The organism is Variovorax sp. RO1 (assembly GCF_002849325.1).
Taxonomy (GTDB): Bacteria; Pseudomonadota; Gammaproteobacteria; order Burkholderiales; family Burkholderiaceae_C; genus Variovorax.
Map to the genome: position 1 here is coordinate 1,568,031 of NZ_PKMT01000001.1, position 13,941 is coordinate 1,581,971.

The 13,941-nt window shown below is 68.2% G+C and carries 13 protein-coding genes; 6 read left to right on the forward strand and 7 right to left on the reverse strand.

Going from position 1 to position 13,941, the window contains the following annotated elements; genetic code table 11:
* Positions 1 to 24 precede the first annotated feature (24 nt).
* The gene (locus CY658_RS07660; RefSeq protein ID WP_101489556.1) at positions 25 to 2,217 is read left to right on the forward strand and encodes a TonB-dependent receptor; all 2,193 of its coding nucleotides are present in this window, start codon (positions 25 to 27) and stop codon (positions 2,215 to 2,217) included.
* 272 nt (positions 2,218 to 2,489) lie between these two features.
* On the opposite strand, the gene CY658_RS07665 is transcribed toward CY658_RS07660, so the two are convergent.
* The gene (locus CY658_RS07665; RefSeq protein WP_101489557.1) at positions 2,490 to 4,121 is read right to left on the reverse strand and encodes a DUF4139 domain-containing protein; all 1,632 of its coding nucleotides are present in this window, start codon (positions 4,119 to 4,121) and stop codon (positions 2,490 to 2,492) included.
* A gap of 235 nt (positions 4,122 to 4,356) precedes the next feature.
* Between CY658_RS07665 and CY658_RS07670 the strand changes: the two genes are divergently transcribed.
* Positions 4,357 to 4,803 carry a PaaI family thioesterase gene (locus CY658_RS07670; protein WP_101489558.1) on the forward strand — a complete coding sequence of 149 codons (447 nt, stop codon included), beginning with the start codon at positions 4,357 to 4,359 and terminating at the stop codon, positions 4,801 to 4,803.
* Here the strand turns inward: CY658_RS07670 and CY658_RS07675 are convergent.
* Complete coding sequence (locus CY658_RS07675; protein ID WP_101489559.1) at positions 4,721 to 5,986, reverse strand: acyltransferase family protein; 1,266 nt, start codon at positions 5,984 to 5,986, stop codon at positions 4,721 to 4,723. The genes CY658_RS07670 and CY658_RS07675 overlap by 83 nt on opposite strands.
* 156 nt (positions 5,987 to 6,142) lie before the next feature.
* Between CY658_RS07675 and CY658_RS07680 the strand changes: the two genes are divergently transcribed.
* From CY658_RS07680 to CY658_RS07690, 3 genes are all read left to right on the forward strand, one after another.
* Positions 6,143 to 7,117 carry a LytTR family DNA-binding domain-containing protein gene (locus tag CY658_RS07680; protein WP_101489560.1) on the forward strand — a complete coding sequence of 325 codons (975 nt, stop codon included), beginning with the start codon at positions 6,143 to 6,145 and terminating at the stop codon, positions 7,115 to 7,117.
* A 170-nt stretch (positions 7,118 to 7,287) separates the two neighbouring features.
* Positions 7,288 to 8,490, forward strand: coding sequence for an ammonium transporter (locus tag CY658_RS07685; RefSeq protein WP_101489561.1), 1,203 nt, complete (start codon positions 7,288 to 7,290; stop codon positions 8,488 to 8,490).
* 130 nt (positions 8,491 to 8,620) lie between these two features.
* On the forward strand, positions 8,621 to 9,556 hold the full coding sequence (locus CY658_RS07690; protein WP_099791275.1) for a succinylglutamate desuccinylase/aspartoacylase domain-containing protein: 936 nt from the start codon (positions 8,621 to 8,623) through the stop codon (positions 9,554 to 9,556).
* Positions 9,557 to 9,573: 17 nt separating this feature from the next.
* On the opposite strand, the gene CY658_RS07695 is transcribed toward CY658_RS07690, so the two are convergent.
* From CY658_RS07695 to CY658_RS07715, 5 genes are read right to left on the reverse strand one after another with little or no spacing between them, the layout of a single operon-like run.
* A complete protein-coding gene (locus CY658_RS07695; protein ID WP_143713624.1) occupies positions 9,574 to 9,885 on the reverse strand; it encodes a hypothetical protein in 312 nt (103 codons plus the stop codon).
* A gap of 29 nt (positions 9,886 to 9,914) precedes the next feature.
* Positions 9,915 to 10,835 carry a restriction endonuclease gene (locus CY658_RS07700; protein WP_101489563.1) on the reverse strand — a complete coding sequence of 307 codons (921 nt, stop codon included), beginning with the start codon at positions 10,833 to 10,835 and terminating at the stop codon, positions 9,915 to 9,917.
* A gap of 60 nt (positions 10,836 to 10,895) precedes the next feature.
* Positions 10,896 to 11,771 carry a hypothetical protein gene (locus CY658_RS07705; protein ID WP_101489564.1) on the reverse strand — a complete coding sequence of 292 codons (876 nt, stop codon included), beginning with the start codon at positions 11,769 to 11,771 and terminating at the stop codon, positions 10,896 to 10,898.
* Between the two features lie 48 nt (positions 11,772 to 11,819).
* A complete protein-coding gene (locus CY658_RS07710) occupies positions 11,820 to 12,719 on the reverse strand; it encodes a peptidoglycan DD-metalloendopeptidase family protein (protein ID WP_374221091.1) in 900 nt (299 codons plus the stop codon).
* A gap of 43 nt (positions 12,720 to 12,762) precedes the next feature.
* On the reverse strand, positions 12,763 to 13,323 hold the full coding sequence (locus CY658_RS07715; protein ID WP_101489566.1) for an rRNA large subunit pseudouridine synthase E: 561 nt from the start codon (positions 13,321 to 13,323) through the stop codon (positions 12,763 to 12,765).
* 302 nt (positions 13,324 to 13,625) lie between these two features.
* Between CY658_RS07715 and CY658_RS07720 the strand changes: the two genes are divergently transcribed.
* Positions 13,626 to 13,928 carry a hypothetical protein gene (locus tag CY658_RS07720; protein ID WP_180838887.1) on the forward strand — a complete coding sequence of 101 codons (303 nt, stop codon included), beginning with the start codon at positions 13,626 to 13,628 and terminating at the stop codon, positions 13,926 to 13,928.
* The last annotated feature ends 13 nt before the right edge of the window (positions 13,929 to 13,941 follow it).

A 13,941-nucleotide genomic window follows, 5' to 3' on the forward strand; every position in this document is an offset into this window, starting at 1 on the left:
CCATTTCCTTCACTGCACCGTTCCATGACCCCGTTCACCCGCACCACCGTCGCGCTGGCCGCCTTCACCGCCTTGCAGGTCGCCTCTGCACAAGACAGCAGCAGCAACAACGCCGAACTCGGCACCGTCACCATCGAAGGCAGCCGCGACGCGAACAGCCTGCACCTCGACGACACGAGCGGCACGGCCTCGCGCCTGGGCCTGTCGGTGCGCGAGACGCCGGCTTCGGTCGAGATCCTGTCGCAGGACGCGATCCAGCAGCGCGGCGCGCGCACCTTCAGCGAAGCGTTGCGCGGCATGGCGGGCCTGTCGGGCGGCGGCCCGCCGTCGTCGCCGACCACGCTGTCGCTGCGCGGCTTCAACAGCCTCATGTACCTCTACGACGGCGTGCGCAGCTCGGGCGCGGGCGTTACCAATCGCGTGCAGGACACCTGGAACTACGAGCGCATCGAAGTGCTCAAGGGTCCGGCCTCGGTGCTCGACGGCGAGGGCGCGATCGGCGGCATCGTCAACTTCGTGACCAAGCGGCCCGACCGCAGCAATCCGCACAAGGAGGCGCTGCTCTCGTACGGCAGCTACGGCTCCACGCGCGCGGCCTTCGGCTTCGGCGGCGCACTCGGCGAGGCCAGCGCCTACCGGCTCGACTACAGCCGCAACGACACCAAGGTGGGCACCATCGAGCGCAACGGCGAGCGCATCGACCACTTCACGAGCGGCCTGCTGGTGGACCTGGGCGGCTCGGTGAAGCTCGACCTGTCGTTCGACTACCTGCGCGACGACAACGACGCCTACTGGGGCACGCCGCTCGTGCCGCGCAGCTTCGCCACGCAGCCGACCAATGTCGTCAGCACGCCCGACGGCCGCGTGATCGACCGGCGCATGGCGCGCACCAACTACAACGTGCGCGACGACGAGAATTCGTCCGAAACCTACTGGCTGCGCGCGCGCCTCACGGGGCAGGCGGGCGGCGGCTGGTCGTGGCGCAACGAGTTCTCGGCCAACCAGTCGAAGCGCATGTTCCGCAACTCCGAAAGTGCCACCTTCGTGCCGCCGTCCAGCATCGCGCGCGACCAGACGCTCATCACGCACGACCAGGACTTCTGGCTCGACCGCTTCGACGCCACGCACAAGGGAAAGATCGCCGGGCTGGACAACCGCTTCGTCGTCGGTGGCGAGTACAGCGAAACGCGCTTCGGCAGCCAGCGCCGCTTCTCCAACAGCAGCGCGGCCACCGCCATGCAACTGCGTGTACCGGTGTTCGACCCGTACACCGGCTACTTCGACGACAACCCCGCGCTGACCACCGGCGCGGGCAACCGCGCCGACACCTTCTCGCGCGTGAAGGTCGCCTCGGTCTTCGTGGAAGACGCGCTCAAGCCGATGCGCGACCTCACGCTGGTCGGCGGCCTGCGCCACGACCGCACCGAGGTCGACCGCCGCATCTGGGACCTGAACGCGGGCAGCGTCACGCGCTTCGGCGCGAGCTACCGCGCCACCTCGGGGCGCATCGGCGCGGTGTACGACCTGTCGCCGCAGTCGAGCTTGTACGCGCAGTACACCAACGCCACGCTGCCGGTGGGCTCGCTCTTCTTGCTGTCGGCGTCGAATGCCGCGTTCCCGATGTCGCGCGGCAAGCAGGCGGAGGTGGGCTTCAAGCAAAGCCTGCCCGCGGCCAACCTGGAGTGGACCGCGGCGCTGTACAAGATCGAGCTCGACAACGTGCTCTCGCGTGACCCGAACAACGCCGCCACCACCGTGAACAACGGCCGCCAGTCGTCGCGCGGCCTCGAGCTGTCGGCCGTGTGGAAGCCCACGCGCGAATGGACGCTGGCGGGCAACCTCGCGGCGCTCGATGCGCGCTTCGACACGCTGCTGGAAGCGGGCAACGTCTCGCGCGTGGGCAAGACCCCGCCGAACGTGCCCGAGCGCATGGCCAACGTCTTCGCCACCTACCGGCCCGATGGCTCGAAGTTCGAGTACTTCGCTTCGTTGAACCACACGGGGCCGATGTACACCGACAACGCCAACCAGATTCGCATCAACGGCTTCACGACGGTGGATGCGGCCGTGAGCTATCGCTTGAAGAATGCGCTGCTGAGTTTTCGTGTGCGCAATCTGACGGACCGGCTCTACGCGACATGGACTGGTCGTGCCGCGAGCCAGGTGTTGCTGGCGCCGCGGCGGACCTTCGAGGTGTCAGCGAAGTTTGATTTCTGAGTGCCGTTGTTCGAGGTGCGATCACGCCGACGGGGCACCTTGCTCCGCGAATGTCCCCCGCCCTTCGGGCTCCTCCTTGATTTCGCTGCGCAAGGCACCCCATCAGCGTGATCGTTTTCAGAACGGTGGTTGATCGGCCGCAAACGCAGAGCGTGCCCTCGTGCGCAGGGCACTGGGTGCTCCCCGCAGCGAAATAAAGGAGGAGCGAAGCGGGGGACATTCGCGGAGGGGAGTACCCGGTGTCCTGTGCACGCGCCCCGAACCGAGCCCGTTCAGCGCATCTGCAACCGCGCGTCCTTCGGATACCCGATCGTGTAGTCCGCCGACACGCGCGCCGTCTGCCCCGCGTCGAGATCGAAGCGCCACATCGCCAGCCCCGGCTGCTTGTTCCAAACCTGATCCACGGGTTGCGGCGCAAAGCGCGTGGTCACGCGCACCTGCTCGTCGACCGACACCGGCGCGGCCTCCAGCACCTGCACCGCGATCGGCGTGCGATGACGGTTCTCGACCACGTAGGCGCGCTGCACCTGGCGCTCGGCGCGCGAGCCCGCGAAGCCACCCGAACCCTGGTTGTCGCGCTCGGGCTCGACCTGCACGCGCACCAGTTCGTCGCGGCCGAACGAGAGCGTGAGCTTCGCGTCGCTCGGCGCGTTCCAGCGGCCCTGGCCGACGAAGTTGCCGTCGCGGTACAGCTGCATCGGGCCGACCGGCCACACGCCCGTGGGCTGTGCCATCTCGGCGACCAGGAAGGCGCTCGGGTCCACGCGCGGGCTGGTGCGTGCGGCGAGCTGCGCCGTGTCTTCGTGCTGGCCCAGCGCCAGGGTCACGCGCTGGCCGTTGGAAGGAACGTCGATGCTTTGCGGCACGGCGAATTCGGTGGCGAAGCTGTTGTCGAACACGCTCACGTCGAACAGCGGCTCGCGTGCGCGCTCCATGGCCATCTTGCGGTCGACAGCGATGGGGGCGGGGGAGGCGGCAGCCATCGGCGCGGCCATGTAGGCCGCGTCGGCATTCGCGCGCGGCGGCGGCTCGATGCCGATGCGCCACGCGCTCGGCGTGCGCCCCGTGGTCTCGCGGCGCGGCTGGCCGGTGGACAGCACCAGCTTCACGCCGCGCCAGTCCTCGCCCGTGGCCTGCGCCACCAACGCCTGGCGCTCGATGCGCACCTTGCGCGTCGTGGTGTCGAGCAGCGCGCGGTAGCTCGGCGTCCAGCCCGGGCCGTTGACCTGGTAGCTGAGCTTCACCTCGGTGTCGGCACTCGCGGCCAGCGTGACCGTCACGGCCGTCACCTGCGCGCCCTGGCCCTGTGTGCGGCCGCGCTCGGCCAGCAGCGGCTTGAGCTGGCGGTCGAGGTCGGTCTGGCGGCGCTGGATCTGGTGCTGCTTGAGCAGCGCGTCCTGGCCCGAGCGGCGCATCGCGTCGGTCACGGCTGTGAGGTTGCGCGCATCGATCGGTGCACGCGCGCCGGGGCCCGACTCGCCGCCCGACAGCCCCTTGAGGTAACCGGTGACCATGCCCAGCGCATCGGTCTCGGCCTGCAGTGAGGCCTTCTGGTCTTCAAGCTCGCGGATGCGGCCGTCGAGCGCGCTGGTGGCGCAGTTCGCCGAGAGCTCGCGCGCCTCGCTGAGCACCGAGGTCTCGCCCACGCGCACCGCCGCGCCGGCCGACACCTGCAGGCTCTGCACGTCGAGCCCGGCCGGGAGGCAGGCAAAAGTGACCGAGCGGCTGCCGGCCGCGACGCGCGCCACGCGCTCCACCGTGGCACTGCCGGGGTAGACCTTGACCTGCGTGATGCGCGAGGCATCGGCCTGCAGCTGCGCATGGGCGCCGGCGCCCGCGGTCAGCCAGAGGGCGGCGAGGGCGGTGGCGCGCAGGAGGGGACGGGCGGAGAACGGTGTGTGCATGGAAAGCCTTCCGGAAGAAAGTCAGTGACGAATCTCTGCTTCTACGGACGGGGCGGGCGAACGGGGTTAAGGCGTTGCCAAGTTTTTTCGTGACGCCGATGTGACGCGGGAGCGCTGCTGTCGCGCATGCATCTGCCGGCGGCGGATCGGTCACCCAAGAGACGGCGCGCGGCGGCGCGGCTTTCTAGAGTGGGTCTCACTTTCCATCCACGTTCATCTTGAGAGGACACGCACCATGCTCGACACGATCCAGGCCATCAACCGTTCGGCCGCCTTCAACCGCTGGGCCGGCTTCGACGTCACGCAGGCCGCCGACGGGCAGGCCGAACTGCGCATGAAATGGCGCGAGGAAGACATGGGCCAGTACACCGGCTTCCTGCACGCGGGCATGATCGCCGCGCTGCTCGACACCGTGAGCGGCTTCGCGGCTGCCACCGTGGCGGGCCGCGTGCTGGCCTCGCATTTCTCGGTCAACTGCATCTCGCCCGCCATCGGCGAAGCCTTCGTGGCGCGCGGTCGCGTGGTGAAGGCGGGGCGCAAGCAGGTGTTCGTCGGGGCCGAGCTTTATGCGCAGCCTGAGGGCCAGGGCGACGACGCGCTCAAGCTCGTGGCGACGGCGAACGCCATCCTGGTGCCGGTGGACGAGGCGTCGACGACGCCGAAGCCGAAGCAGGCTGCGTAGTAACCACCACCGTCTCGGCCTCGGCCTTGCGCTTCAGCCCGAACAGCGGGCGCAGCCAGCCGATGCGGCGGATCAGCCCGTCGGTCAGCAGCCAGCAGCCGGCGATCGTCACGGCGACCAGCGCCATCGGTTCCCACACCGGGCCGAGCGCAAGCGGTGCCAGCAGCGCCACGCCCGCGACGATCAGCGTCTGGTGCAGCATGTACCAGGGGTAGACCGACTCGTTTGCCCAGCGCAGCCAGGGCCACGGGCGGTTCAGGTAGCGATGGCCGTGGCCCAGGATCGTGGCGACCGCGAGCCACAGGTAGGTATTGCGCAGCACGTCCATCAGCAGCCCCTGGGGCGGAACGACGGCCCCGACGCGCAGCGCGATGAACGCGCCGATCGCCGCCACCGCCAGCAGCAGCGACACGCGGCGCAGCCGTTCGAGCTCGCGCCAGATGCCCGTGTCCACACCCATCCAGTAGCCGTAGAGGAACACGGTGAAGTAGATGCTGTGCAGGTGGAAGTCCCACAGCAGGTTGTGCGTGGCCGGGAAGTGCCGCGCCAGCAGCACCGTCCACACCACGAGCGGCAGCGCGGGCAACACGAGCAGCTGCCAGCCCCGCAGCCCGTTGAAGCGCCGCCGCACCCACTGCCCGGCGGCCGAGCGCCACAGCGGCAGCGTCAGCGCGACCAGTGCCGTGTAGAGAAACAGGTAGGGCAGGTACCAGAGGTGGTTCCAGGTGATGCCGAACTCCGCCCCCGCGAACGCCCCCTTGGGCCACGGCGCGCCCATCGACAGGTAGCGCAGCAGGAAGGTGCCGAAGCCCGGCGCCACCAGCCCGCGCGCCACGCCTTCGGCATAGGCCTGGTAGGGCACGACCACCGCCATGCCGAAGGCCAGCGGCAGCATCAACCGCAGGCCCCGGCTGCGCAGCAGGCCCCCCGTGCCCTGGCCCCGGCTCAGGAAGCCGAGTGACACGCCCGAGATGAGGAACACCAGGTCCATGCGCCAAAGGTTCAGCACCCGCATCGGCCACGGCAGCCACTCGGCCGCATGCGGGCTCTTCAGGTGCCAGGGCCAGTCGGCCACGTAGTACATGCCCACGTGATAGAGGATGACGAGCAGGAAGGCGAGGGCGCGCAGGGCGTCGATGTCGTGGCGGCGCGGGTCGGCCGGGTGGGTGGGTGCGGTGGTCATTGCAAGCGCCTCGAAGCGAAGAAGCCGCGATGCTCGGGCCCGCGGCCCCGGCCGGGGTCGGTGAGGGGACGGATCGCCCCCGCTTTGTGACGAGCGGTGCCCCGCAGGGACGAAATGGGCCGACCCCAGGGGCCTGTTTTCGCGAGAATTCCCCGCATGCGAGACCCGCGCAAGAACCTGTACGAACGCTACGAGCCGATCCGACGGTACGTGGAGGTGGGTTTCTGGATCGTGGTCATGGCGGTGCAGGCCGTGTTCAACACCTCGGTGGCGCTGGTCGATGCAGGGCGGCGCGCCGTGCCGCACGCCACCTGGGAGATTCTGGTGTGGGAGGGTTCCAGCCACCTCGTGCTGCTGGCGCTGGTGCCGGGCATCGTGGCGGTCGAGCGCTGGCTGTCGCCACTGCCGCGCAGGCACCTGCTGCGCTACCTGGCGGGGCATGCGGTGGCCAGCGTGGTCTTCAGCGTGGTGCACGTGATGGCCATGTTCGCGCTGCGCGCGCTGGCTTACGCGGCGGTCGGCGAGCGCTACGACTTCGCGGACTGGCGCGGCCAGTGGGGCTACGAATACCTGAAGGACGTGCGCGCGTACGCGTCGATGGTCTTCGGCATCTGGGCCTACCGGCTGTTCATGCTGCGGCTGCAGGGGGAGGCGCGGGTGCTCGATGCGCCGGAGGACGCAGGGGCGGCGGAGGCCGCGATGCCGCTGGTGACGCCCGAGGCGCCCACCGACGCAGCGGCTGCTGCTGCCATGCCTCCCGCGCCCGCTGTCGAAGCGCCGCCGGCGCCACCGCCCGTGGTCGCCCGCCCCGAACGTTTCCTCGTGCGCAAGCTGCGCCGCGAATTTCTCATCGCCGCCACCGACATCGACTGGCTGCAGGCCGAGGGCAACTACGTCGGCCTGCACGTCAACGGCCACGACTACCTGCTGCGCGCCACGCTCACCGACTTCCTGACCCAACTCGACCCCGCCACCTTCGTGCGCGTGCATCGCAGCCACGCGGTGAACCTGGGTCGCATCAAGGAGATCGAGCCGCTCGACGGCGGCGATGCCCGGCTGCACATGCACGACGGCACGACCGTGCCCTGCAGCCGGCGGTATCGCGACGCGCTGCGCGGCGGCGCGGGCTGAGCGCTTCGGCGCGTTCCGATCCGGTGCGCGCCCTGCGAAATCAGCCCGTTCTTGGGTCGTTTCGCACCATCCAAGAGCCTGTAGGCACCATTTTTGCTTTCTTGCGCCGGCACCCCGAGCCGTTCGGGTGCGACGCACCAAATCAAACCCAAAACCTGCAAGAAGCTCTCATGGACGCACTCAAACAGGGCGCAGATGCGCTGTTCATCCTTCTCGGCGCCATCATGGTCCTGGCCATGCATGCCGGCTTCGCCTTTCTGGAACTGGGCACCGTGCGCAAGAAGAACCAGGTCAATGCGCTGGTCAAGATCCTGGTCGACTTCTCGGTGTCGACCATCGTGTACTTCCTGGTGGGCTACGGTGTGGCTTACGGCACCCATTTCTTCGTCAGCGCCACCGAACTGTCGGCAAGAAGCGGCTATGAGCTGGTGAAGTTCTTCTTCCTGCTGACCTTCGCGGCGGCCATTCCGGCCATCATCTCGGGCGGCATCGCCGAGCGCGCCAAGTTCTGGCCGCAGCTGATCGCCACCGCGGTGATCGTCGGCTTCGTCTACCCGCTGTACGAGGGCATCGCCTGGAACAAGGCCTTCGGCATCCAGGCCTGGATCGCCTCGGTCACGGGCCATGAATTCCATGACTTCGCCGGCTCGGTCGTCGTGCACGCCGTGGGCGGCTGGCTTGCGCTGCCAGCCGTGCTGCTGCTGGGCGCGCGCCGCAACCGCTATCGGGGCGACGGCTCGCTCAGTGCGCACCCACCGTCGAACATCCCGTTCCTGGCGCTGGGCGCGTGGGTGCTGTGCGTGGGCTGGTTCGGCTTCAACGTGATGAGCGCGCAGAGCATCGACAAGATATCGGGCCTCGTCGCCGTCAACTCGCTGATGGCCATGGTCGGCGGCACGCTGGTGGCACTGGCCATGGGCAAGAACGACCCCGGCTTTGTCTACAACGGCCCGCTCGCCGGCCTCGTGGCCGTGTGCGCCGGCTCCGACCTCATGCACCCGCTGGGCGCGCTCGTGGCGGGCGGCGTGGCCGGCGCCATCTTCGTCTTCATGTTCACGCGCACCCAGAACAAATGGAAGATCGACGACGTGCTCGGCGTGTGGCCGCTGCACGGCCTGTGCGGCACCTGGGGCGGCATCGCAGCCGGCATCTTCGGCACCCAGGCGCTCGGCGGCATCGGCGGCGTGAACCTGTGGGCGCAGCTCATCGGCACCCTGCTCGGCGTGGTCTGGGCGCTGATCGGCGGCGCCCTGGTGTACGGCGTGCTCAAGGCGACGATGGGGCTGCGGCTGTCGCAGGAAGAGGAATACGACGGGGCGGATCTGTCGATTCACCACATTTCGGCGACGCCGGAGCGGGAGGTGAATTGGTAAGGGCGAGGGCCCGGTGAGGGAAATGCGGCTCAGGAAATGAGCCGCAACGGGGGATTTGCGGCTCACGGCACGAATTTGCCAGCTGTAGCAAACTTGCCGGCGGCCCCCGATCCCATCTGTTCACCACCCCATGACCCAATCGCCCCCCGCCCTCGAAGTCCTCCCCCGCGACCTTTCCGCCTACCGCGAGGGCAACGTCGGCATCGACTACGTGCACCGCTTCGAGTCCGGCAAGCCCGGTCCGCACGTGCTCATCAACGCGCTCACGCACGGCAACGAGATCTGCGGCATGACCGCCGCCACGCACCTGCTCGACACCGGCGTGCGCCCGAAGATCGGCACGCTCACCATCAGCTTTGCCAACGTGGCGGCGTACGAGTCCTTCAACGAGGCGCTGCCCTTCGACAGCCGCCAGCTGGTGCACAACCTCAACCGCGTGTGGTCGCCCGAATGGCTCGACGGCAGTGAAGACAGTCCCGAGCTGAGTCGCGCCCGCGTGCTGCGCCCGGTGGTGAGCGCGGCCGACCACATCCTCGACATCCATTCCACGAGCCAGCCCGTGATCCCGTTCTGGGTGTACCCGGCCTTCGACCGCAACGCCGAGGCCGCCATGGCCATCGGCCGCCCGTCGGTGCACCTGGTGATGCCCGACGGCCTGGGCTCGGGCACGCCGCTGATCCAGCACGGCCAGCATGGCAAGGCCGACGGCAAGGGCGTGGCGCTGGTGGCCGAGTGCGGCCAGCATTTCCTGCGCTCGGCCTCCGAGCTGGCCACCGCCATCTCGCTCGACTTTCTGGCGCACTTCGGCCTCATCGACAAAGACCCGGCCGTGCCCGCGCCCGGCGAGCAGCGCCGCTTCGAGCTGCTGCAGACGCACGTCATCAAGTCAGAAGATTTCGCCTTCGTGCGCCCGCTGATCGGCTTCGAGACCTTTGCCAAGGGCGAGCTGATCGCCACCAACGGCCCGGACGAAATCCGCGCGCCGTGCGACGACTGCACGATCTTCATGCCGGCGCAGCGCACGATCGTTGGGCGCGAGGCGGTGTATCTGACGAAGCCGCTCTGAAGGCGGCGCTCTTCAGTTCAACAGATCAGCAGGTGCCGCGGTTTTTCCGCGGTGCTGTAGTCGGCGTGCCAGTAGTGCGGGTCGTCGCACAGGCTGAATGCGGCTTCCTTGCCGGCATGCCGGCCGGTGAAGTGCCTGTGGAGCGTGACATGCACCGAGCCCACGTCGGGCCAGTCGATGCCGACGTCGACGACGCGGTTGCCCGCGGCGACTTCGGCGGCGACGATTCGCTGCAGGGCAGGGTGCAGGCGGGTGTTGAGGAGGGCGAGGGCTTCGCGGCGTTCGGTGGTGCGCGCGAACGAGGTGTCGAGGCAGGCTTCGGTGAACATCGGTGGATGGGCCATGGCTTGCTTCCCGGCTAGACCGCCGCGGATGCCTTCGACTTCGGGATCGTCCGGCCCCGGCACTTCGGATAGTTGGCGCAGCCCCAGAAGCTGCCGTCGTTCTTGGGCGAGTTTCTTTCGACCATCTTGGTGCCGCAGCTCGCGCAGGTGGGCCGCCAGTATTCGCCTTCGTAGGCCACGGCGAGTAGGGCCGCTTGTTGCTCGGGCGTGCGCTGGCCGATCAGCTGGAGCAGGGCCGCGCCGTCTTGGGCGTGGATGCCGTTCGCCTTCGCAAACGCAGCTGCTTCCGCCGAGAAGGTCGAGCTTGTCACGTACGTGCCGCTCTTCAGTTGGTGCGAGGCCATCACACCGAAGAATTCGCGCATTTCCTTCACGCCCACGGCTTTGCCTTGCCAATGCTTGCACTGGACGATGCGTGGGACGTCACTGTGCTTGGACTGGAGCCAGATATCGACGCCGCCGTCCGCGCCGTGCGATTGGCTGCGCGTGGTGAAGCCGGCTTGTGCGTAGAGCGCTTCGCACAAGGCCTCGAAGCGACGCCATTCGATGGCGTGCAACACAGCGGGGCCCCACTGGGATTCCTGGCCCGCATGCGTTGCTGTCGACGGCGCGGGCGAAAACGCGGGCTCGCGACGCTCGGTGGTCGCGGTGGGCGCAGGACGTGCGGGAGCGTGAGCTGCAGCGGGCTCGACCTCCACGCGGGCGGCCTGACGACGGACGATGTAGTGCAGGCCCAGCAGTACGGCGCCGACCGCCAGAGCGACCCACCCGGCGGGCCGGAGCGCCGGTCCCAGCCCGCCCACGATCGGCCCTGTCAGGAAGGCGGGTGCGATCACCAGCAGCACGATGCCGAAGAAGATCGCGGTCCAGCCCTTGCCAGCCAGTTCCTGTCGCGCACGCTCGCGTCGGCGCTCGGTTCTTGTTTGTTTTGCCATCGGTCGCTCGCCTCGCTCCTCGAAAGGTCTCTTTATAAGCCGGGGCGGGCGCCCGGGCCTTCACCGCGCGACAGCGTTGTGCTGCGCGTCTCGAAGTGCCTGGTCTGCGGCTTGCCGTGCTTGCGAGCTTCCCGACTCGTGGGCACGCGCTTCTTCCGGTGTTTCGGGTGGCTTGTTGATTTCCTTGACCAGATCGGCGAGGTGCGTGTCGTCGTCTCCTCCGCACTGCTCGGATGGTCGCCTCAAGCGGGCACCGTCGAAGTGCCAGCCGGCGGTGCCGCCCGTGGCGGCTTTTGTGCGCAGCCAGAGCTGTTCCCAGCGCGGAAATGCCGCGGGGTCGCCGCGCCAGTACAAGCTCCGCAGCATCCGCGACAGGGCCACCTGCGTTTCACGTTGGGCAGGCTGCGTCGAAACGAGGATCTCGGCTACTTCAAAAAGTCGCGGCGTCGAGATGAAGTAGCGTTGCCCCATGCGGGTTCGCTGCGTGTCCGGGCCATCGGGCATCAGATATCCCGAGCCGCCGGTCCCGCTGTCGGAACCGAGGATGCAGAGCGCTTCGGCCGGCGTGAAGCGCCGGAGATCGTCGAGAGCCAACGCCGTGGCCTTCCGATCGCCGCGTGCCACGACCTGACTGAACTGCCGGAATTCGTCGTACGAAGCGTTCCAATCCGCCCGATCTGCGGTTTTGACGACGTCGTAGGCGATGAACACCAGCACAACGCCGGCAGCAAGGCCCCCGAAGCTCGCGCCGAGGGTTTTGGTCGCGCCGCCTGCCGCCACGATCGCCACCAGGATCACCAGCAAGGCCACCCCGATCGCATAGGGCAGGAGGTACACGAACCAGAGCGGCAACAGGTTCACGCCGATGACGCACAGCGCCGACAGCACTGGAACGACTGCGAGCCAAGTGAGAAAGGACTTGGTCCGGATCGTCATGCGTTGAGATCTCCGGGGCTCACGAAGGCTCATTCCCGCGCGCGCAACTCAACCCGCAACGAACAACGCCGGATCCACCATCGCCCGGTTCAGCATCACCGCCCAATGCAGGTGCGGCCCTGTCACACGCCCCGTCGCGCCCACGGCGGCCAGCGGCTCGCCGGCCTTGAGCACGTCGCCGACCTTCACGTCCCAGCGGCTCAGGTGGCAGTACATCGTCAGCAGGCCGCCGCCGTGGTCGAGCCAGACGGTGCCGCCGGGCAAGAGGTAGTCGCCGGTGTCGATCACCTTGCCGGCCAGCGGCGCAAGCACGGGCGTGCCGGTGCCGGCTGCGATGTCCATGCCGCTGTGTGGATTGCGCGACTGTCCGTTGAATACGCGGCGCAGGCCGAAGGAACTGGAGCGGCGGCCCGGCACGGGCACACGCATCTGCAGCGCGGCGTCGGGGCGCAGGTCGGTGAGCGTGGCCATTACGCCGGCCAGGTGGTCGCGCTCCTTGTTGTAGCGGGCCTGGTCCTCAGGCGACAGGTCGACCCTGCGCGGCGCCACCGTCAGACGTTGTTCGCGGTACTGCTTCGGGGCGACGGTGTAGGCGATCTGACGGTCGGGCTTGCCCTCGGCGCGCACGCTGATGTGGGCTTCGCCCGGTGGGGTGGCGAGCGGAATGCCGACCAATGCGGTCCATTCGATCGGATCGCCGAGCACCAGCACGGGCACGTCACCGGCAAAGGCCTTGGGGCGCGTGGCCGCCGGGCCGAGCGACAGGCGGGCGACGCCGCCGGGCACCAGCGAGGCGTGCGGCCAGACGTCGGGTGCCTGCGGTTTGTTGTTTTTCTTGGCCGGGGCCGCGGCACCGGCCGGCAACGCCAGCAAGCCGAGAGCGCCGAGCACGGCGCTGCGGCGGTTCAGCGCGGCAGAGGAGGGGAGGTCGGAGAAAGGAAGGTTCATGTGCATGGACAGGATTCGAATGAAGAGTTGGTGGTGCGGCGGCTCAGTCGCCGTTCTGTTCCAGCCAGGTTCCGGGCGCCAGTCCGTCGAGCGTGTAGGGCCCGATGGCGGCGCGGATGAGGCGCAGCGTCGGCAGCCCCACGGCCGCCGTCATGCGCCGCACCTGGCGGTTGCGGCCTTCGCTGATCGCCAGCTCCAGCCACGCGGTGGGAATGAGCTTGCGCTCGCGGATGGGGGGCTCGCGGTTCCACACGGCGGGCGGCGGATCGAGCAGGCGCGCTCTTGCGGGGCGTGTGGGGCCGTCGTTGAGCTGCACGCCGTTGCGCAGCGCCGCGAGTGCCTCCTCGGTCGGCACGCCCTCCACCTGCACCCAGTAGGTCTTCTCCATCTTGAAGCGCGGATCGGCGATGCGCGCCTGGAGCTTGCCGTCGTCGGTGAGCAGGAGCAGACCTTCGCTGTCGGCATCGAGGCGTCCGGCGACGTAGACGCCGGGGAGGTCGATGAAGTCCTTCAGGCCGCGCCAACGGCCCTCGGGCGTGAACTGGCTGAGGACGCCGTAGGGTTTGTTGAAGCGGATGAGGCGGGAGTCGGTGGGCAGATTCATGGGCGGGTGGCGTCGCGTGGCGCATCGGCCAACTGCGGCAGATAGTCTCGCACCAGTTCTTCCACGTGTCCGCCCGCGTCAGTCAACGAGAACAAGTTTTCCATGAGATTCCTATGAATCAAGTTTCATACGGCAAATCTCATCAGATCAACGCCTTACTGAGAGTTGGCCGCGTGGAAAAAGCGTTGGTTGCCTCAAGAAATCAGTGAAGGGCCATACGCAGAAACGGGTCTGTCCTGCACCGTGTGGTGGTCCGACGCCTGTTAATTCGATCTGGTCCAGCCAACATCAGAGAACCCGAAATGACGATGCGAAGCTTCATCCATATCGCTTGCTTGGCGAGCGCCGGCGTCTTGCTGATCGCCTGCAACAGCACCTCCGTCCGCGTCGGCGGTGCGCCCGAGGCGAGCGTCAAGAACTGCGTGGCCGCAGCCGCGCGTGAACTGAAGGTGCCTGCGGCCAGCGTCGTTGTCGACAGTGGCACCACGCCGCGCGACGGGATCTACACGATCAACCTGAAGGTCGGCCCGCAAGGTCGCTCCGTCGTCTGCACCACCGACGAGAACAGCGCGGTGCTGGGCGTGGTCTACAAGCGGCCGCAATAGCGCCCTGCTGAAA